At 73.7% G+C, this 19475-nt stretch carries 19 protein-coding genes and 1 pseudogene; 7 read left to right on the top strand and 13 right to left on the bottom strand.

All coding sequences use genetic code 11. From position 1 onward, the window contains the following. Positions 1-25: 25 nt before the first annotated feature. Positions 26-1912 carry a glycoside hydrolase family 3 protein gene (locus D6B71_RS05825; RefSeq protein WP_121252863.1) on the bottom strand — a complete coding sequence of 629 codons (1887 nt, stop codon included), beginning with the start codon at positions 1910-1912 and terminating at the stop codon, positions 26-28. A 125-nt stretch (positions 1913-2037) separates the two neighbouring features. Between D6B71_RS05825 and D6B71_RS05820 the strand changes: the two genes are divergently transcribed. The 3 genes from D6B71_RS05820 to D6B71_RS05810 all read left to right on the top strand — a co-directional run bounded on the left by D6B71_RS05820 (position 2038) and on the right by D6B71_RS05810 (position 4148). Continuing rightward, positions 2038-2484, top strand: a complete 447-nt coding sequence (locus D6B71_RS05820) for a VOC family protein (RefSeq protein WP_121252862.1) — start codon at positions 2038-2040, stop codon at positions 2482-2484. 67 nt (positions 2485-2551) lie between these two features. After that, positions 2552-3910 carry a wax ester/triacylglycerol synthase domain-containing protein gene (locus D6B71_RS05815; protein ID WP_121252861.1) on the top strand — a complete coding sequence of 453 codons (1359 nt, stop codon included), beginning with the start codon at positions 2552-2554 and terminating at the stop codon, positions 3908-3910. A 49-nt stretch (positions 3911-3959) separates the two neighbouring features. Next, positions 3960-4148, top strand: a complete 189-nt coding sequence (locus D6B71_RS05810) for a hypothetical protein (protein ID WP_126688189.1) — start codon at positions 3960-3962, stop codon at positions 4146-4148. 169 nt (positions 4149-4317) lie between these two features. Here the strand turns inward: D6B71_RS05810 and D6B71_RS05805 are convergent, their stop codons facing one another. The 3 genes from D6B71_RS05805 to D6B71_RS05790 form a co-directional block, all read right to left on the bottom strand. Continuing rightward, the gene (locus D6B71_RS05805) at positions 4318-5883 is read right to left on the bottom strand and encodes a DUF222 domain-containing protein (RefSeq protein WP_126688188.1); all 1566 of its coding nucleotides are present in this window, start codon (positions 5881-5883) and stop codon (positions 4318-4320) included. A gap of 133 nt (positions 5884-6016) precedes the next feature. Then, positions 6017-6595 carry a transposase gene (locus D6B71_RS23075; RefSeq protein ID WP_206051573.1) on the bottom strand — a complete coding sequence of 193 codons (579 nt, stop codon included), beginning with the start codon at positions 6593-6595 and terminating at the stop codon, positions 6017-6019. Between the two features lie 942 nt (positions 6596-7537). After that, positions 7538-7903, bottom strand: coding sequence for a hypothetical protein (locus tag D6B71_RS05790; RefSeq protein WP_121252854.1), 366 nt, complete (start codon positions 7901-7903; stop codon positions 7538-7540). Positions 7904-7962: 59 nt separating this feature from the next. On the opposite strand from D6B71_RS05790, the gene D6B71_RS05785 reads away from it, so the two are divergent. Next, a complete protein-coding gene (locus tag D6B71_RS05785; protein WP_121252852.1) occupies positions 7963-8760 on the top strand; it encodes a nucleoside phosphorylase in 798 nt (265 codons plus the stop codon). 9 nt (positions 8761-8769) lie between these two features. Here the strand turns inward: D6B71_RS05785 and D6B71_RS05780 are convergent, their stop codons facing one another. After that, positions 8770-10032: a hypothetical protein gene (locus D6B71_RS05780; RefSeq protein WP_121252850.1), complete on the bottom strand. Its 1263-nt coding sequence runs from the start codon at positions 10030-10032 to the stop codon at positions 8770-8772. A 79-nt stretch (positions 10033-10111) separates the two neighbouring features. Between D6B71_RS05780 and D6B71_RS23380 the strand changes: the two genes are divergently transcribed. Next, on the top strand, positions 10112-10786 hold the full coding sequence (locus D6B71_RS23380; protein ID WP_240641144.1) for a hypothetical protein: 675 nt from the start codon (positions 10112-10114) through the stop codon (positions 10784-10786). Between the two features lie 160 nt (positions 10787-10946). Here the strand turns inward: D6B71_RS23380 and D6B71_RS23375 are convergent, their stop codons facing one another. Further along, entirely contained in the window at positions 10947-11579 is a 633-nt protein-coding gene (locus D6B71_RS23375) for a hypothetical protein (RefSeq protein WP_240641141.1), read from the bottom strand. Between the two features lie 172 nt (positions 11580-11751). Further along, a pseudogene (locus D6B71_RS23370) lies at positions 11752-11967 on the bottom strand (sigma factor); the annotation flags it as partial. Positions 11968-12079: 112 nt separating this feature from the next. Here D6B71_RS23370 and D6B71_RS05770 point away from each other — a divergent pair. Next, positions 12080-12856, top strand: a complete 777-nt coding sequence (locus tag D6B71_RS05770) for a peptidoglycan-binding protein (RefSeq protein ID WP_164519551.1) — start codon at positions 12080-12082, stop codon at positions 12854-12856. Positions 12857-12874: 18 nt separating this feature from the next. Here the strand turns inward: D6B71_RS05770 and D6B71_RS05765 are convergent, their stop codons facing one another. From D6B71_RS05765 to D6B71_RS05745, 5 genes are all read right to left on the bottom strand, one after another. Continuing rightward, positions 12875-14137, bottom strand: a complete 1263-nt coding sequence (locus D6B71_RS05765) for a gluzincin family metallopeptidase (RefSeq protein ID WP_121252846.1) — start codon at positions 14135-14137, stop codon at positions 12875-12877. Positions 14138-14198: 61 nt separating this feature from the next. Further along, a complete protein-coding gene (dxs, locus tag D6B71_RS05760; protein ID WP_121252844.1) occupies positions 14199-16112 on the bottom strand; it encodes a 1-deoxy-D-xylulose-5-phosphate synthase in 1914 nt (637 codons plus the stop codon). A gap of 53 nt (positions 16113-16165) precedes the next feature. Further along, positions 16166-17101 (bottom strand): SMP-30/gluconolactonase/LRE family protein, encoded by a 936-nt coding sequence (locus tag D6B71_RS05755; protein ID WP_121252842.1) that lies wholly within the window; start codon positions 17099-17101, stop codon positions 16166-16168. A gap of 83 nt (positions 17102-17184) precedes the next feature. Next, entirely contained in the window at positions 17185-17481 is a 297-nt protein-coding gene (locus D6B71_RS05750; RefSeq protein ID WP_121252840.1) for a Fe-S cluster assembly protein HesB, read from the bottom strand. A 64-nt stretch (positions 17482-17545) separates the two neighbouring features. Then, entirely contained in the window at positions 17546-18004 is a 459-nt protein-coding gene (locus tag D6B71_RS05745) for an NUDIX domain-containing protein (protein WP_121252838.1), read from the bottom strand. 57 nt (positions 18005-18061) lie between these two features. On the opposite strand from D6B71_RS05745, the gene D6B71_RS05740 reads away from it, so the two are divergent. Continuing rightward, positions 18062-19084, top strand: coding sequence for a glycosyl hydrolase family 18 protein (locus D6B71_RS05740; RefSeq protein ID WP_164519550.1), 1023 nt, complete (start codon positions 18062-18064; stop codon positions 19082-19084). 17 nt (positions 19085-19101) lie between these two features. Here the strand turns inward: D6B71_RS05740 and D6B71_RS05735 are convergent, their stop codons facing one another. Further along, positions 19102-19473 (bottom strand): hypothetical protein, encoded by a 372-nt coding sequence (locus D6B71_RS05735; protein ID WP_121253027.1) that lies wholly within the window; start codon positions 19471-19473, stop codon positions 19102-19104. Between the last annotated feature and the right edge of the window lie 2 nt (positions 19474-19475).

The following is a 19475-nucleotide window of genomic DNA, read 5'->3' as shown; positions in this document are numbered from 1 at the left end:
CCCCTTCGTCGTCCCTGACACGGGCTCAGTAGCCGAGCCCGTGCCCGAACCCGAAGAGGTCGCCGGGGCCGTCCGCGCGCGGCACCGAGACCGGCAGGCGGCCGGCGGGGTCGACCTCGCCGAAGAGCACCCGGGCCAGCGACTCGACCTGGCTCGCGGTGTAGCCGTAGGTGGCGAGCACGGTCGGCGCATGTGGGAACGACGCGACGTCGTAGGGGTTGCGCACGGCCGCGACCACGACCGGGGTCCCCGTCGCGAGCAGCGCGCGCACCAGGTCGGCCTGGGCGGCGGCGTTCGCCGTCGGCCCACCGGTGGCCGGGTCGACCGCGTAGGCGTTGTTGGTGGTGACCACGACCAGGTCGGAGTCCCGCGCGGCCTCGGCGGCCGCGTCGATCGCCTCGGGCGTGGGCCGAGCGCCCGACTCGAGCACCTCGGTGGTCGCACCTCGCGCCTCGACGGCGGTCGCGAGCTGCTCGGTCGTGCTGGCGCCCCAGCCGGCGACGAGCACGTCGCGGGGTCCGGACGCCAGCGGCAGCAGCTCGTCGGCGTTGGCGATCAGCGTCGTGGTGCGGTCGGAGATCGACTGGGCGGCGGCGAGGTGCTCGGGGGCGCCCATCACCTGCGTGGCCGCGGCGGCGTCGACGAACGGGTCGCGGAAGAGACCGTGGCGGAACTTGTGCAGCAGGATCCGGCGCACCGACTCGCGGAGGCGCTGGCGGCTGATCTCGCCGCTGCGCACGGCGTCCAGCACCGCGGCGTACGCCGTGTCCATCTGCGGCGGGATCAGCAGCTGGTCGGCGCCGGCGAGCAGGGCCTGCACCGGTGCGACGTCCGGCGGGTAGGTGGCCGTCGCGCCGGCCATGTCGAGGGCGTCGGTGACGATCAGCCCGTCGAAGCCGAGCTCCTCGCGCAGCAGGCCGGTGAGGATCTCGTGCGACATGGTCGCCGGCACTCCCGGGTCGATCGCCGGGAGGACGACGTGGGCGGTCATGATCGTGTCGACGCCGGCGGCGATCGCGGCGCGGAACGGCGGCAGGTCGATCGCGTCCAGCTCGGCACGGGTGTGGGTGACCTCGGGGAGGCCGTAGTGGCTGTCGACTCCGGTGTCGCCGTGGCCCGGGAAGTGCTTGGCCACCGCGGAGACGCCGCCGGCGTGGAAGCCGCGGACCTGGGCGACCACCAGGTCGGAGACCAGGGACGGGTCGGACCCGATCGACCGGATGCCGATGACGGGGTTGTTCGGGTTGACGTTGACGTCGGCGACCGGAGCGTAGTCCTGGGTGACGCCGACCGCGGCCAGCTCGGTGCCGATCACCTTCGCCGAGCGGCGGGCGTCGGCGGCCGAGCGTCCGGCTCCCAACGCCATGTTGCCGGGCATCTGGGTGGCCGGCGCGCCGAACCGGGCCACCAGCGCGCCGCCCTCCTGGTCGACGGCGATCTGCAGCGGGACGCCGCGGCGCGGCGGCGCGAGTGCGGCCAGCTGCAGGCCGTTGGACAGGGAGGCGACCTGGGCGGGGCTGCCGAGGTTGTCGTCGCCGTTGCGGACCGTGAAGTAGATGACGCCGCCGGGGCGGTACTTCGCGATCGCCTCGGCCGGTGTGTCCACGCCGTAGAGGCGCTGGTTGACGGCCTTCGCCTCGTCGCTGACGGCGAAGGCGCTGCGTCCGGCCACCTCGATGACGAACAGCTGGCCGACCTTCTGCTTCAGCGTCAGCTGTCGCAGCACCTGGGTGACCTGGTGTCGGTAGCGCGTGTCCGCGGCGCGTGGTGGGTCGTCGGCCGCCGCCCGGTCGCCGTCGCCGGCCGTGGCCGCGGGAGGGGCGACGGTGGCGGCCAGGCCCAGGGACAGGCCCGCGACCAGGAGCCTCAGGGGCGTCCGGCCACGACGCGGGGACACCGACCGATCGGACATGGACGCCTCCCTCACCTGCCTCCATGCGGAGGCCGCTCCGACGCTAGGCGCCGGGCGCAGGGTCGAGGGCGGAAACGGCCGAAAACGGCTTCTCACTCCCGCGACCGCGTCCCTAGGGTGACTCCATGTCGTCCGTTGAGTCGTCGGTCAGGCAGGTCCAGGTGACGTTCGACTGTGCCGAGCCGGAGCGGGTCGCCCGCTTCTGGTGCGAGGTGCTCGGCTACGTCGTGCCACCGCCCTCGCCCGGGTTCACCTCGTGGGAGGAGTTCGACCGCTCGCTGCCGCCCGAGCACCAGGGCTCGGTGTTCGCCTGTGCGGACCCCACCGGCGTCGGCCCCCGCCTGTTCTTCCAGCGCGTCCCCGAGGGGAAGACCGTCAAGAACCGGCTGCACCTCGACGTGCGCGTCGGCACCGGCCTGGTCGGCGAGGAGCGACTCGCCGCTCTCGAGGCGGAGTGCGCACGCCTGCTTCCGCTCGGCGCCACGCGCGTGCGCCTCCTGCGTCCCGACGGCGTCAACGAGTCCTGCCTGGTCATGCAGGACGTCGAGGGCAACGAGTTCTGCCTCGACTGATCCCCCCGCGTGCGACCATGCTCGCGTCCGACCCGGAGTCCCTGGTTGGCACCGAGGAGGCAGCCAGATGACCGAGTTCATGCGCCACAGCGACGCGTTCACCTGGGCGATGGAGCACGACCCGCGGCTGCGCTCCACCGTGGTGACGATCCTGCGCTTCGACCGCTCGCCCGACTGGGACGAGCTGGTCTCGCGCTTCGACCGCGTGGCGCGGACGCTGCCGATGTTCCGGCGCCGCGTCGTGGACAACCTGCCCCCGGCACCGCCGAGCTGGGAGGACGACGCCGAGTTCGACCTCGGCTACCACCTCCGGCGGGTGACCGCTCCCCCGCCGAGCACGTTCGAGACCGTGCTGGAGATGGCCCGGCTCGCCGAGATGGCCGACTTCGACCGTGCCCGGCCACTCTGGGAGGTGACGCTGGTGGAGGGCCTGGAGAACGGCGAGGCGGCCGTGCTCGTCAAGCTCCACCACGCGCTCACCGACGGCGTCGGCGGGGTCGAGATCGCGATGATCCTCTTCGACCTCGAGCAGCAGGCAGCGGACCGGGGGCCCATGCCGCCCGACCCTGTGATCGTCGTACGACCCCCCTGGAGCGAGCTGCGCCAGCTGGTCAGGTACGACGCCGGCCTGGTCGCCGACCTGGCCCGCGCCGCGGTCCGGACGGGGCCGACGACCCTGCTCCACGGGCTGCGCCGGCCCGTGGACAGCGCCCGCGCGGCCGCCGAGCTCGCGGCCTCGGTCTACCGGACCGTGCGTCCGATCAACCAGACCGGCTCGCCGCTGATGCGCGAGCGCGGCCTGGGACGCCGCCTCGGGGTGCATCGAGTGCCTCTCGCCGAGCTGCGCGCGGCCGCCCGAGGCTCGGACGGCACCCTGAACGACGCCTTCCTCGCCGCGATCACCGGTGGCCTGAGGCTCTACCACGAGAAGCACGGCGTCGAGATCGGCGAGCTGCACGTCAACATGCCGGTCAACATCCGCGCCGACGGCGACCCGGTGGGCGGGAACCGGATCACGTTGATGCGCTTCGACCTGCCCATCGACGTGGCCGACCCGGCCGATCGGATCCGCGGGGTGCACGACCGCGCGAACGGGATCCGCAGCGAGGCCTCGCTCCCCTACACCCAGCAGATCGCGGGCGCCCTCAACCTCGCGCCACGGTGGTACATCGCCTCGATCCTGCGGCACGTGGACTTCCTCGCCAGCAACGTGCCCGGGATCCCGGTGCCGGTCTATCTCGGCGGCGCCGCCCTCACGATGCAGTACCCGTTCGGGCCTACGATCGGGGCGGCGGTGAACGTCACGCTGATGACCTACGTCGACACCTGCGCCATCGGCATCAACGCCGACACCACCGCGATCCCCGACTTCGACCTCTTCCACGAATGCCTGGTCGCCGGCTTCGACGAGGTGCTGGGCCTATGAGCCGTGCCACGTGGGCCAGGGCGCCCGCCGATCGGCTACGTTCGGCGGCATGGCATCTTCGGAGGCGAAGTTCGCACCGATCGGGGCCCTGCGGGGCGGATTGGCCCTGATGGTCCTCGGTGCGCTGATGGCCTGGGGCCCCATCGGCTCGGTCCCCAGGTGGGCCTGGCTCGCGACCCTGTGCGTCGGCGGGCTGTTGACCGCCGTCGCACTGGGCATCCGGACGCTGCGCGGGTAGCCGGCCGGGGGCTGCTCTCGAGGCCCGTCCATGGCGGGTCCAGTTGCGGTGACGACCTGACGCTCAGTCGCGATCCGGATGGTGGTGACCACGGGCATCCCGCCCAGATAGACGCCACGGTCGATTCGCCGCCTTTGGGACACCATCGATGCCTGGGATCACGCGGCCGTCAGCTGGGCCAGGAGTCCCCATCGAGGTCCATTTCGAGGTGCACCCCGGTGGGGCGCTCGGGGTAGATCTCGAGGCCTGGTGGTGCGGTGAGGATGAGGTCGGCCTCTTGCTCGGTGAGCGGATGGGTGCCTTGGTCGTCGACGAGCGCGCAGAGGCCGTGGGGGCTCTGCCAGAGGTAGCGGCCGGGGCCGGCGGATCTGCTGCGGTAGCCGCCATGGGTCTTCCAACGATGATGTCGTCGCCGTAGTGGGGCGGCGTTGTGGGGGCCGGTCTGACCAGGCGGACCACCCTCATCGGGCGGCTGGTAGGCGACGATGTGGTCGGCGTCGGTCTGATCACGGCTCGCAGCGGTCGCATAGGGGAAGACGTCGCCTCCGGCGAGGAGCCAGATGTGGTCCTTGAGCCGCTCGGGGTGCTCATAGGCATCGACCCGGGGTCGGGTGGCGAGGTCGAGGACCGGCTGGAGCTTGACGTCGGCGTGGCCCAGCAGTTCGGCGAGGGATTGGGCGAGCATCGGGCCCAGGCCTTCGACCCGGGCGATCCCGGCCTGCCTCTGGAGGGCGGCCTGGTGGAGGTGGACGAACACCTTCCCCCGCGGCCGTAGCGAGGCCAACTGCCGGGTGGTCAACGCCTTGAGGCGGTCGAGGGTGGCGTCGAGGTGCTCGGGCGCGTAGGCCGGGCGACCCGCAGGTCCGGCCGGCTCCTCCGGCTCCGCTCCCGCTTCCGCTTCCGGCTCGGGTTCCCCGGCGTTGTCGGCCTGCTCGGGGTAGGTGTGGTCCAGCAGCAGCTTCAACAGGTCGGCGGGTCGGGCGAGCCACCCGACGGCGAGGGAGCGGAGCTCGTCGTGGTTGTGGTCGTGGCCGTGCTCGAGGGCCAGGATGTCGGCCACCCGGTCGACGAGGGCGTCGAACCAGACCGCGTCGCCGGCGGTGACCTTGGCGATGATGTGGCGGAAGCCGTGCTCGTCGGCCTTCGACAGCTTGACGTAGCGCTCGTGGCGGGCGCGCTCACGGCGCTGGGTGTGGGCTTCGGGGTCGGCCTCGATGATCTTCGCCGCGACCAGGTCGAAGACCTTCCCGGGTGCGACCCGTCCGATCGCACGGGCGACGGCCCGATCCACCAGGGGCACCTTGTCGGCGGGGAGTCCGCGGGTCATCACCGCGACCCGCCGGGCGACCCAGGGCTCGGCGGCCAGTCGCTCCACGACGGCCCAGGTGTTGGGGAGGCGGTGGGCCAGGTCGAGGGTGTCGGCGATCAACGCCCGCGCGGTGGCGGCGTGGACGCGTCGGGCCATGCCGAACTCGGCGATGCAGTGATCACGGATCTCGGGGGTGCCGTCGCCGCCGGGTTGGGTCATCGGGTCCACCAGCCCGGCGAGCTCGTCGACGGCTTCCCGGACCGGTTCGCCGTGCAGGGCCGCCCAGTGCGCGGCGAGCCGCATCTCGGTGACCTCGGCGGCGCGGCGGGTGGTCATCGCCTCGGTAACCGCGGCCAGGGTCGCCCGCGCGTCGAGGCCGTCGAGGCCGGGGACCTCGTGCGGCTCGGGTCGCTGGGCGGTGGACATGGATCTAGTCTAGTTCGCACAAGTGTTCGATACAAGCCTCTCTTCACAGGGGTCTCGGCAGGCTCGACCACCGAGGGGGTCTCGGCAGGCTCGACCACCGGAGGCGGCTCGACCACCGGAGCGGGGGACGCTCCTATGTCCTGTCAAGGGCTGTGCCTGCTTCGAGTTGGCGGTAGAGGTCGCGGGCGATGTAGCGCTTGAGGCAGCGTCGGATCTCGCGGGGGTTCTTGCCCTGGACGGTGCGTCGTTGGGTGTAGGCGCGGGTGGTGGGGTCGTGGCGTTGGCGGGCGATCACGATGACGTGGAGTGCGCTGTTGAGGCGCCTGTCGCCGTAGCGGTTGAGCCGGTGGCGGGAGTGGACCTGGCCGCTGGTGGCCTCGATCGGGCTGGTCCCGGCGAGCTTGGCGAACGCGGCTTCGGAGTGGATCCGGCCGGCGTAGCCCCACGCACACAGCACGGTCGCGGCCACGATCGGACCGATACCAGGCTGTGCGAGCAGGTCGGGACGCCAAGACCGGACCAGGGTGCGGATCTCGCGTTCGTGCGCCTCGGCCTCGGCGGTGAGGACCTGGATCCTGCGCGCCCAGGTCTGCAGGCAGGCCACGGTGGTGGCTGTTTCGACATCGACCGATGCCCAGGCGGCGTCGGGACGGAGCCGGGCGGCCTTGGTGACCAGGGCCAGGGCCTTCAGGCCCCGGAACCGGGCGCGCACCGGCTCGGGTGCGAATCAGCACCGCTGAGAACAGCTGTCGGCGGGCATCGCCAGCAGCCTGGACCGCCGAGCGGCGGATCGCCAGTCGGGTCGCCAACGCCTGCCGTACCGCGGCCAGCTCGGCGTCCGGTCCCGCGCCGCGCGGGCTGCCGACCCGGCTCCGGGCGATCGCTTCACGGGCGGCCCGGATAGCGTCGGCGGGGTCGGACTTCACCCCGCCACGGCGGTGTGAGCGTTCGGGACGGTCCAGCTCGACCACGAGCTCCTCGAGCCCAGCCAGGTGGACCGCCAGCCCGCGACCGTGGCTGGCGGTGCCCTCGATCGCCCAGGCCCGCAGCGCGGCGTGCTCGAAGGCGACCTCCTCAGCGAACTCGACCAGCTCGGCGTACCCCTCGGCGGTCGCCTCGACGCTGATCTGGGCCAGCACCCCGCCGGTGCGGGCATCGACCGCGGCAGCGGCATGGGTCGCGACATGGGTGTCGACACCGATCACGACATCGACAACTTCGGACAGGTTCAGCACACTGGTCATGCGTTCTCCTTGAAACCCGGGGACGTGACGGTTCCGGTCTCGGCGGAGATTCAGCAGGACTGTGATGGGACACGAACGGCGCGCGAACGCCGAACGGTCAAGCTCCTGATCAGGCCATCACTCCGTCGGACCGGGGCCGGCGACCAGCAGCGGACAAGTCCCAGGCAAAGGCATCACGCCAGTCTCGGCACGGGTCACACCACCAGTCACCGGCCCCCACCCCACCACCGAGCGGGGCTCGACGGAAGACTCACAGTCTCGGCAAGCTCGACCACCGGGGCAGGCTCGACCACCGGGGCGGGGGTCTCGGCAAGCTCGACCACCGACGTCTCGGCAAGCTCGACCGCCGGGGCAGACGCGACCGGGCCCTCGCAACTCCGGCTTCCGGTCGTCCGCCTCGGCGGGTGCCGCTACCGCGCGCCGCCGCCGGCCGGGACGATCAGCCCCTCCGGAGCACGCCGCGGCGCCGGCGGGCACACGTCGACCGCGCCCGGCAGGCCGACGTCGACCGGCACCACACACCCCACCACCGGCGGTCGCGCCGGCGCACACGGACCCGGCGGCATCACAAGCGGGTCGCGTCGCCCGCCAGCGCGCTTCCCGTCGGTGTGGGTGACACCCACGGGCACCACACAGGAGACCTGGTCGTGGTCCCAGAACACCGGCCGCGCCGGGGCCCCGCCACCCACCTCCACCCGCAACGCCTCCGCGGGCGCCGGCAGGGCCAGCACCGCCGCCCCGACCAGCGCGAGCAGCGTCGAGCGGAGGAGCCTCATCCCCCGAGTATGCGCCGGTCAGCGCCGATCCGCACCGGGCATGCGGCAGGCTGGCCCGCATGACCTCGGAGGACGCCCGCGGGGAAGCTCCCCACCGAAGCCCGCTGCTGGAGTTCGACGACTCCCCCCGCGCGTTCATCGAGCCCAGCGAGCAGATCCGCCCCCGCGACGTCCCCGCGGCCTGCGTCGTGACGTTCTTCGGCGACTCGGTCCGCCGCCTGCTCGAGCGCGGCCAAGCCCAGGTGATCAGCGAGAACGCCTGGGAGGACGGGCCGCATCCGCTGCTCGAGATCGAGCACGAGGGACGCCGCCTCGCGGTCCTGCACTCCGGCGTCGGAGCTCCGCTCGCGGCCGGGCTGCTCGAGCAGGCCATCGCGATGGGCTGCCGGGCCTTCGTGGTCTGCGGCGGCGCCGGGGCCCTGGTGCCGACCATCACCCGCGGCCACCTGGTCGTGGTCACCGCCGCGCTCCGCGACGAAGGCACCTCCCACCACTACGCACCGGCCGGGCGCTGGATCGACGCCGACGCGGCTGCCGTCGCCACGCTAACCGCGACACTGCAGGGCCACGGTGTGCCATTCGTCTCCGGCCCCACCTGGACCACCGACGCCCCCTACCGCGAGACCCCCGCCAAGATCGCCGCCCGACGCGAGGAGGGCTGCCTCACCGTCGACATGGAGGCCTCCGCACTCGCCGCGGTCGCGGCGTTCCGCGGCGTGCCGCTCGCTCAGGTGCTCTACGGCGGCGACGACCTCTCCGGCGAGACCTGGGACCACCGCTCCTGGCAGAGCCAGGCAGAGGTCCGCGACAACCTGCTGGCCCTGGCCGGCTCGGCGGCGCTCCGGCTCGTGCCCTGACCCGGGCCCTCACGCCCCGGCGGGCACGCCGAACCACCTGGCGATCGCGCGCCCGGCCTCGGTGGCCAGCTCGTCGGCCGTGGTGCCGAACCGCTCCCCCAGCACCGCATCCACCTCGTCGTGGTGCACGGCGCCGACGTCGGCCACGGCGGCCAGAGCCTCGTACGGCGCACCTCGGCCGTGCTCCCTGGCCAGCACCCGGCAGGCGAACCGCGCCAGCGGGTAGTTGACCATCGGGTCGGCGTAGAACGCGCCGTCCGGCGGCATCGAGTCGATCCCGCCCCGCGCCGCGACGCCCGCTGCCCGCTGCACCCGCTGAATCCGCTCGCCCTGCCACGCGGCGTACTCCGCGACGCCCTCGACCAGCCACTCGGGCGCCTCCTTCTCCCACAGGGCCACGTGGGTCAGCTCGTGCCGCAAGACCACCCGCCGCCACCAGGTGCCTCGCAGCCCGGCCGGTGTCAGCAGGGCCCTCACGGCGACGGCCTCGCCCTCGGGTCCCAGCACCGGCAGCGCCATGCCGCCGTGCGCTCGCACCTCGGCCAGGTCGAGCCCCGCCGACGCGAACAGCCGCAGGTCGCGGAAGGCCAACACGACGGCCCCCTCGAGCCCACCCGGCACTCCCCGGTCGACGAACCGGCGGGCAGCCTCGGCCTCCGCCAGCAGCCGCGGCTCCCGGCTGCGGAGGGCCTCGTCCACGACCAGCACCACCCCGTCTCCGGCGACCACGGTTGTGCCCGGCACATCCCATGGCGCCACGACCACCTGCCCGGGCACGGGCCGGTCACGGGTCACCACCCACCGAGACCCGTCCGACCCGGACACCCGCCGCCACGACATTCGGCGCTCCCCCACCACCGGCTCCGGGTCGAAGCCGTCGAGGCGTACGCCAAGGTGCACCGCCGCCGCGAACCGGTCGAGGTCCTCCCCTGCCGTGACCGTGCCCAGCTCGTGGGTGACCTCGCCGACCGGCAGTCGGCGCAGTCGGTCGAACCACGCCAGCTGTCTGGCCCGGTCACCTCCGACCGTGCGCAGGAAGGCCCGGCGGTCGCCAGCCACCACCGCCGCCGCCCGATCCAGCAGCACGGCCTCGATCTCGGCTGCGGCTCCCGCGCGCGTGGCACTCGTCGCCGCAGCCGCGGGGGCTGGTGAGATCGGTGCCCGGCCGGCGTCACCCTCGGAGCCGCCGGAGCAACCCGCCCCGAGCGCCGCCACGAACGCCGTCACGGTCAGAGCCAGCACCGACGGCCAGCCGATCCCCCGAGATCGCATGGCGACACCCTAGAAGCAAGGCGAGCGTCGCGACCGTGCCCGCGCTCCGCGCCCGGACGCGATGCGGCAGGCTGGACCCATGACCTCGGTGCACGGTGGACCAGACGACGAGCAGGCGGGCGAGGCCGGTGAGCTCGGCGAGCGCCTCGGCAACTGGCTCGAGGGCCTGGGGCTCGTCGCCCAGCTGACGGCGGCCGGCCTGCCGTCCTTCCACCGCGACGAGCACGGCACCGCGGTGTGGACCGACCCCGGCACCGGTGGCCCGCTGACCCTCGACCAGTTGCGACAGCTCGACGAGCTGCTGCACCGCGAGGGCAGCGAGCCGGAGCACGCCGTCCCGGTGCCGCTGCTGCTGCTCGCCCGGCAGGCGCGGCTGCGCGCTGAGCTGTTGGCCAGCCGCTGGTTCGACTACGAGTCGCTGGCCGAGCTCCGCGACGCCTCTGTCAACGCCACCAGGTTCGCCGTGCACAAGGCAGCCGCCGCCCACCAGCTCCTGGTCGTCGCGGTCGACGAGCGCACGATCGTGCCGGCCTTCCAGCTCACCGCCCGCGGCGAGCTGCGATCCGAGCTGGCTCCGGTGCTGGAGCCGCTGCTCGCCGCCGGAACGGACCCCTGGCGGGTCTGGGCCTGGCTCACGCAGCCCGCGGCGCTGCTCGGTGGGCTCGTTCCGGAGCAGGCCGCCACCGATCCCGAGGACGCCGACCTGGTCCGACACGCGGCCGTGCGCCTGGCCGAGCGGGCCAGGGAGAGCTGAGCCAAAGCTGCGTTTGCCGCGGTCCCGCTCCGGGAACCTCCGGGTGTCCCATCACCTGAGCGACAAGGATCTCGCATGAACACCCGCACCATCGCCATCGCTGCCCTGGTCATCGCGGTCATCGTGCTGTTGGTGATCCTCCTCTGACCCGGACGGCAGATCAGCGCGCCGGCTCCCCGAACCACACCTCGCTGCGCACGATCTCGGCGAGCTCCTCGAGACTGAGCGCCGGCTCGTCGAGCAGCGGCTCGACGTCCTCGCTGCCGTCGGGGTTCTTGCCGTCGACGGCGTCGTAGGAGACAGCGCTGACGATGTAGCCGTGGTTCCACACCGAGACGCCGTGCGCCCGTGCGTCCGGGTCGGACGCGGGCCAGGTGAGCATCTCCAGGCCGGCGACGATCTCGCAGGTGGCCGTCGCCACGGTCGGCGCCTTGCCGCCTGGCCAGTCCGACTCGGGCGCGGCCTGCTGCGCGCAGCCGGCTCGCAGGAACGCCGGCTCGATGACCAGCGTGGTCAGGGTGCCGTCCCAACGGAAGTGCACGATGCGGTTCTGCTCGTCGTCGACGAGCGGGTGCAGCGGCCCCCGCACCACCGGCCCCGGCTCGCCGTCGGGCACCAACCCCGCGACCTCTGCGGGCATGTCGGAGGCGGCGACCGCCAGCGGCCGGTCGGGGCGTCGTTGCTGGGCCGGGGCGCTCGGTGCCGGGTCGGACGACGGCCCCTCTCCGGCCACCTGGCTTCCCTCGCGCGGCTCCTCCCCCAGACCGGGGAGCACGGCCGCGCCGAGAGCCACCGCGCCGACCGCCGCGCCGGCCAGCAGTCCGCTCCCGACCCTCCGTCCCCAGCTCGGCCAGCTCCTCGGCGAGGGACAGCCGCAGGTCGGCGGCCGCCACCTGGTCGGCGGCCGCCGCATCGGGCAGGCCGGGCAGATCGGCGTACGGCAGCTCCTGGCTGCTGCGACGGCGCCGCCCGCTGATGAACGTGCGGGTCAGCGTGGTCTGCGCATAGGCCGCGGGATTCTCGAGCCGTGGTCCGAGGCTTCGGTGCATGCGCACGTAGACCTTGGCGAGGGTCTCCTGCACGAGGTCCTCGGCCTCCGCCCGGTGACCGCACAGCAGCCAGGCGGAGCGATAGAGGTGCGGGGTCCGCGCCCGCGCGAACTCCTCGAACGCCTGGCTCATGTTCCTCCCGGATCGTGATGACACCTCTTCGACGCAGCTCACGACCCCGGTGTCACACCCGCCACCCGATTCTGCGGCATGCTGGAGGTCGGCCGACCCCGCGGAGGCACCCATGCGCCGTACGACGTCCCTGCTGCGTCCACTGCTCGCCCCCATCGCCGCGCTCACCCTCGCTCTCAGCCTCGCGCCGCCGGCCCCGGCTGCCCCGGCCGCCAGTGCCGGCAGCCCTGTCACCCAGGCGCCGACCGTCAAGGCCGGATCCGTCTCCGGCAAGACGTGGGTGCGAAAGGCGCAGCGCCGGCTCAACGAGCTGGGCTGCCAGGCCGGACCGGTCGACGGCGACGTCGGCACCTGGACCCGCTCCGCGGTGGTGCGCTTCCAGTCCCGTCACGGCATGGCGCAATCGGGGCGCCTCCGCGCACCGGTGCGCAAGCTGCTGCGATCACCGAAGGCGCAGCGCTGCGACGCCCGCCCGGTGCCGGCCGCGTCCGGTCGCGGCCGGCGGATCGTGATCAGCCAGGCCCAGAACTGGGTCTGGCTGGTCGGCCCGAAGGGGGCGGTGCTCGCCCAGGGCGGCGTCGTCGACAACCCCAAGGTGCTCGACAAGGGCCGGCACGTCACCGGGTCCTACTGCGGCCGGGCCGCTCGGATCCGGAAGAACACCACGACCAGCGGCACCGTGTGGCTCGACAACTTCGTCCGGTTCGCGCCCTGCGGCATCGGGTTCCACCGGATCCCCACCTACAAGACCACCGGCAACCAGATGCACGCCGACTACCTGCTCGGCACCGACTTCGCCACCTCGCACGGCTGCATCCGGCTGAGCCGGGCGATGTCGGTGCGCATCTGGAACTTCACCGCCAGACGGACCGTCGTCTGGGTGAAGTGAGACCCATGCGTCTCCGGCTCAGGAGGCGGCCGCACCGCCCGCCATGCCGTACGCCGCCAGCATCAGCGCCGCGGCCTGCTCAGCGAGCTCGCCGGCGCCCAGACCGAACCGGGACCGCAGCGCCTCGTCCTCGTCGACGCCTGGCCGGGCGAGTGTCTCGAGCAGCGACCACAGGACCGGCTCGCCGTAGTTGCGGGCGAGGTACTCGCACGCCCACCACGAGAGGCCGTAGTTCGCCGCGGACCCGCCCTCGTTGAACCCCGCATCGCTGGGCAGCCGAGGCGTCCCCTCGGCGGCCAGGTGCAGCGCCTCCGCCGAGACGACGCGGTCCTGCGGGGCCAGCGGGCGCACCGAGACGTACTCGGCCAGGCCCTCACTGAGCCACACCGGCGCCCGGTCGTCGCGCTCCCCCACCGCGACGTGCACCAGCTCGTGGCGGATCAGTCGCTCCCGCTCGCGGCCGGTGGCGCCCAGCATGCGGGGGTGGAAGACGATCCGGGTGGCCGCGGGCCGCTGGTCGTCGAGCTCTGACCACACCGGGAACGCCACCGCGTCGACCTGCTCCGGGTCGCCACCCGGGAGGTCGCCGATCGTGGAGAGGAACCGGGTGTCGGACAGCGCGTAGACGACCACCGACCGCGGCCACTCCAGCGGCACCGCCGCGGCCACGTCGGTCAGGCCGCGCTCCACGGCGGCCAGCAGCGACGGCGCGGCCCCGGCGCTCCCGGCGTCGAAGACGCCCAGCACCCCCGGTGCGGTGACCACCTCGACCGGCCCCAGGTCCCACGGGTCCGGACGCACGCCGTTGCGCTCCTCCCAGCCGGGGTCGCTCACCGAGGCCACCACGAACCGCCCACCGCCGGCAGGGGCGAAGCGGAACCGGTCCGGCGTCGCGACCGGCTCGTCGTCGAAGCCCTCGAGCTGCAGCCGCTGCTCGACCACCATCCAGTAGTCCTCACCCTCGCGCACCAGCGTGCCCGCGTCGACGCGGTAGCCCAGCCGACCGACCGGCAGCTGGGCCAGGTTGTCGAACCAGACCAGCTGGCTGCGGCGCAGCGCCGGCCGAGCCGCCAGCCCGCGGACGAACGCGCTCCGGTCGCCGCGGCGTACGGCGGCCGCGCGCTGTCGCAGGGCCGCCTCCAGCGCCTCGACCACGCCCTCCTGGGCCGAGGCAGCGGGCTGCTCGGCGGGCTCGTCGTCGCCGAGGATCGAGCAGCCGGCCGTCACGGTCGCCAACCAGACGACCAGCGACGTCAGCGCCGCGGGCAGACGGCGGCGCACCGCCTGCCGCCCTCCCGACGAGCCCGGTGGACCGGTGTGAGCGTCTCCCTCCCCGAAACGCTCAGACCGTGCGGTCGGCATCGACCGGGCCCTCGGCGAGGGCGGTGGGCGCCGCTCCGGTGATCTCCTCCACGATGCCGCGGGCGATCGTCTGGGCGGTGAGGCCGATGCGCTCGAGGATCGCGGCCCGCTTGGCGTGCTGGAGGAACTCCTGCGGGATGCCGTGGATGCGCACCGGCGTGGTCACGCCGGCCGCGGAGAGCGTCTGGAGCAGCACCGCGCCGCAGCCGCCCACCGTGCCGTTGTCCTCGATCGACACCACGAGCCGGTGCTCGGCGGCCAGCTCGACGATCGCCGGGTCGACCGGCATCACCCAGCGCGGGTCGACGACCGTGACGCCGATGCCCTGCGCGACCAGGCGGCCGGCGACGTCGACGGCGGTCTCGGCCATCGCCCCGACGGCGACGACCAGGACGTCCTTGGTGCCGCTGCGCACCAGGACGTCGGCGCCGCCGGCCCGGCCCACGGCCTCGATGTCGTCGGGGGGCGGGCCCTTCGGGAAGCGGACCACCGTCGGGGCGTCGTCGACGTCGACGGCCTCGTTGACCAGCTCGCGCAGGCGGGTCGCGTCGCGCGGGGCGGCCAGCCGCAGCCCCGGAACCACCTGGAGCACCGACATGTCCCACATGCCGTTGTGGCTGGCACCGTCGTCTCCGGTGACGCCGGCCCGGTCGAGCACGAACGTGACCCCGCAGCGGTGCAGCGCGACGTCCATCAGCACCTGGTCGAAGGCCCGGTTGAGGAACGTCGCATAGACCGCGACCACCGGGTGCAGGCCGCCCATCGCGAGGCCCGCGGCCGAGGTGGCGGCGTGCTGCTCGGCGATGCCGACGTCGAAGGTGCGCTCGGGGAACGCCGCCTGGAACTTGTCGAGCCCGACCGGGTGCATCATCGCCGCACTGATCGCGACGACGTCGTGGCGGCGGTGGCCGAGCTCGACCATCGTCTCGGAGAAGTGGTCGGTCCAGATCCGGCCCTTGGGCTTCTCCGCGCCGGTCTGCACGTCGAACGGCCCGGGCGCGTGGAACTGGTCCGCCTCGTGCCGCTCGGCCGGGTCGTAGCCGTAGCCCTTGCGGGTGATCGCGTGCACGATCACGGGGCCGTTGAACCGCTTGGCCTGGGCCAGCACCTGCTCCATCGCCGCACGGTCGTGCCCGTCGACCGGGCCGACGTACTTCAGGCCGAGGTCCTCGAAGAGGCCCTGCGGGGCGAGGGCGTCCTTGACGCCCTTCTTCATGGCGTGCAGCGCGTCGTACGCCGCGGGGCCGACGCCGGGGACCGCGTTGAGGCGGCGCTTGACCAGGTCGAGCACGTTCTCGTAGCGCGGGTTGGTGCGCAGCGCGGTCAGCGCCGTGGCCAGCCCGCCGATGGTCGGGGTGTAGGAGCGGCCGTTGTCGTTGACGACGATCACCAGGCGGCTTCGCCGGGCGATCGCGATGTTGTTGAGCGCCTCCCAGGCCATGCCGCCGGTGAGCGCGCCGTCGCCGATGACCGCGACGACGTGCCGGTCCTCGCCGCGGATCGCGTAGGCCTTGGCCAGACCGTCGGCGTAGCTGAGGGCGGTCGAGGCGTGCGAGTTCTCGACGATGTCGTGGTCGGACTCGGCCTGGCTCGGGTAGCCGCTGACCCCGCCCTCGCGGCGCAGGGTGCCGAAGTCGGCGGCACGGCCGGTGACGAGCTTGTGCACGTAGGCCTGGTGACCGGTGTCGAAGACGATGCGGTCGCGCGGTGAGTCGAAGACGCGGTGGACGGCGAGGGTCAGCTCGACCACGCCGAGGTTCGGCCCGAGGTGGCCGCTGTTGGTGGCGACGGTGCGGATCAGGACGTCGCGGATCTCGGACGCCAGCCCGGTGAGGTCCTCGTCGCTGAGTCCACGCAGGTCGCGCGGACCTGTGATCGACTCCAGGTGGCCCATGGGTTCTCCGATTCCTGCTGGCGGCTCGAAGTGCCGAGTCTATCGAGGGGGCCTCAAACCTCCATCACGGCGACGGCCCCCTCGTGCAGGCTGCCCAGCCACACCCGCCCCTCGTGTTCTCGGACCCCGGTGGCCATGTGGAAGGACGTGGCGGGGGCGTCCAGGTCGTGCACCAGGACACCCTGGTCGTCGTAGGCCATCACCCGCACGGTGCGCTTCGGCTTCGGCTGCAGCGGGGCGGGGATGCGGGTCACCTGGCGGCGCAGCCAGACCGGGCCGGTCTGGAGCCGCTCGACCACGGGGTCACGGGGGCTGGCGATCGTCACCCAGATCAGCCCGTCGCTGCCGCGGGCGATGTTGTCGGGATAGCCGGGCAGGTCTCGCACCAGGTGGTCCCGCTGGCCGGCGCGGGGCCCGGTGAGCCAGTGCCGGACGACCGTGCGCGCGCCGGTCTCGGCGACGGCGACGTAGTCCTCGCCGCGGCTCAGCGCGACCCCGTTGGCGAAGGCGAGGCCGTCGAGCACGACGTGGACGGAGCCGTCGGGGTCGCGCCGCAGCAGCCGGCCGGTGCGGGTGTCCTGGACGAAGTCGTCCTTCCACCGGTCGATGCCGAAGTGCTGCGAGGAGTCGCTGAACCACACGGTGCCGTCGGCGGCGACCGCCGCGTTGTTGCAGAACTTCATCGCTCGGCCGTCCACGGCTGGGACCAGCGACTCGACCGCACCCGTGCCGAGGTCGGCCACCAGCACCCCCCGGCGCGCGTCGCAGACGAGCAGCCGGCCGTCGGGGAGCAGTTCCAGGCCGAGCGGCCGGCCGCCGGTGTGGGCGACCCGGTCCAGCCGGCGGCCGTCGTGGCCGACCCGCCAGATCGCGCCGTCCTCGGTGCCGGTGAGCACCGCTCCCTCGTGCGGTCCGGAGCTGAGCACGACGACGTCCTCGGCGCCGGGGCCGGGGACGGGGTGGACGGTGAGCTCTCGGGTCTCGGGCACGCGGGTGGCTCCTCGGTCGTCGGCGCTGGTCGACGGACAGGATGGCAGCCGACCCGCTCCCGGTCGAGAGGTCCGGGCCGACGTCAGCGCACGCGGTCCCAGGCGGCCCGGCTGGTCTTGAACTGTGCGCGGCCCTGGTCGTCGGTGGCCACGTCGAGCACCGCGCCGCCCAGCTCCTCGGCGGCGACCGGGCCCAGGAACACGCGGGCGCCGTCGTCGTCGATCACCTCGTCGCCCGGCTCAGGCCCGGACACGGCTCTCACCCGGAACCGGTGTCGGCCGTCCCCGCGGGCGATCCGCAGGCCGGCCGTCCGGCCGTCGGCGTGGTGCGGTGGGATCCGCCGCAGCAGGTTCCTCGCTTGCTCGGTCAGGTGCAGCATGTGCGACCTCCTCGCTTGGGTCCTGTCCGACCACAGTACGCCGAGACCGAGGCGCGGCCCAGGGTCAGCGAAGCCGCCCCGGGGGGAGCTCCCGGCTCAGGTCCCGGTGCAGCCGGCTGCCCAGGAAGCGGGGAAGGATCGCCCGGGCGCCCGCACCGAGGTCGAGCCCGGGGATCGCGGTCGGGTCGACGAACACCATCTGGCGTCCCTCGTGGCACTCGACGTCGCCGTCGCCGAGGTCGACGGCGGCCGCGAACACGTGGACCTCGTGGGTGCGGCCGTCGCCGTGGTGGTCGACGTCGAAGACGCCGAAGGGCCGCAGGCCGTCGTCGCCGGGTGGCAGGTGCACGCCGGTCTCCTCGGCCAGCTCGCGGTACGCCGCGGCGAGGACGTCCTCGCCGGGCTCGACGTGGCCTCCCGGCAGGCCCCACTTCTCGGGGTCGATGAGCGGATGCTCGTCACGCTCCTGGAGCAGGATCCGGCCCCGGGCGTCGAGGAGGAGGACACTGGCGAACCGCTGCACGGCGCACACCGTAGCCGTCGGTGCCGCGGGGACGGTCTCTCGTGGGAGGCTCGTGCCGTGCCCCTCCCCTCGCTGTCCCGGCTCGCCGGGGCCCTCACCGGCGTCCTGGTGCTCCTGGCGACTCCGCTGCCCGCAGCTGCGACCGCCGGGCCGGATGCCGAGACCCCGTTGGCCGTCACCGGCTACGCGCTGCCCAGCCTGCGTCCTGCTCTGGTGCGGCGCGACGCGCACGGTCTGGCGACACTGACGGTGGTCGGCACCATGCTCTCCCCCGGCGGCGACGGGGTGAGCCGCCCCACCGCGGAGGTCCGGCGACTGCGCGAGGTGGCGCACCGGCAGGGGCTGCGCGCCGAGTTGCTGCTCAGCAACTGGAGCAACGCGCTGGGCCGCTTCGATCGCCGGGCGGCGCACCGGCTGCTGCGCAGTCGGGCGCACGTGCGCACGGTCTCGCGGCAGCTGGCCCGACGGGTCGTGGCGCAGTCCTGGGACGGTGTCAACGTCGACCTCGAGGGGCTCCGGCCCACCGACGGGGACGGGCTGGTGCTGCTGGTGCGGCGGCTGCAGCGCCGGATGCCGCCGGGGCGCGAGGTCTCCGTCGACGTCTCGGCCCGGACCACGCTGCGCGGCTACCGGGCCGCCGGCTACCGGCTCGGCGAGCTGGGCCGGGCGGCCGACGTGCTCCAGCTGATGGCCTACGACCAGCACGGCCCGACCTGGTCCGACCCCGGCCCGGTCGGCGCGCGGGCGTGGCAGCGGCAGTCGCTGGCCGCGATGCTGCGGCGGGTGCCCGCCGGGCGGATCGACCTCGGCGTGGCCGGCTACGGCTACACCTGGCCACCCGAGGGGGCCGGCCGCGAGGGCCGCAGCGTCACGGTCGCGGGCGCCCGGCGCCGGGTCCGCGCCGACGGCGCCGAGGCGGTCTGGCGGCCGAAGGCCGGAGAGTGGCGGGCCCGGCTCTCCGACGGCACGGTGCTGTGGTGGTCGGACCGGCGATCGCTGCGGCTGCGCCACCGGCTCGCGGACGAGCGTGGCCTGCACGGCCTCGCCCTGTGGCGGCTCGGGTCCGCCGACCCGCTGTGACCGACGGGGACCGACCCTCACAGCCGCGCGACGAAGCGACGGCCGCGCAGCGCCTCCTCGACCAGGCCGACGGCCCGACGCAGCCCCAGGAGGCGGGCGTCCTCGGCGAGCCAGGTCTGCACCGCGGCCTCGACCACGTCGGGGTCGGCGACGTCGCGCAGTTCGGCGCGGGCCTGGCTCAGCCCTCGCTTGCCGGCCTGCTGGCAGGCTTCGACGTGCAGCACGGCGAAGCGGGCCAGCACGACGCTGTGCCGCCGCAGCACCGGGTAGGAGCGGAACTCCGGGGGGCACAGGTCGAGGAGCCAGTTGACGGCGGTGCGCTCCCAGTCGGGCGCGTCTGGAGGACGGACTTCGCGTGGCCAGCCGGGCGGTGCGACGTAGGTGGGCATGC

The sequence above is a fragment of the Nocardioides ferulae genome, assembly GCF_003660455.1.
Taxonomy (GTDB): domain Bacteria; phylum Actinomycetota; class Actinomycetes; order Propionibacteriales; family Nocardioidaceae; genus Nocardioides; species Nocardioides ferulae.
The sequence above is the reverse complement of the archived record's forward strand: the minus strand, read 5'-3'. Positions and strand labels throughout refer to the sequence as shown.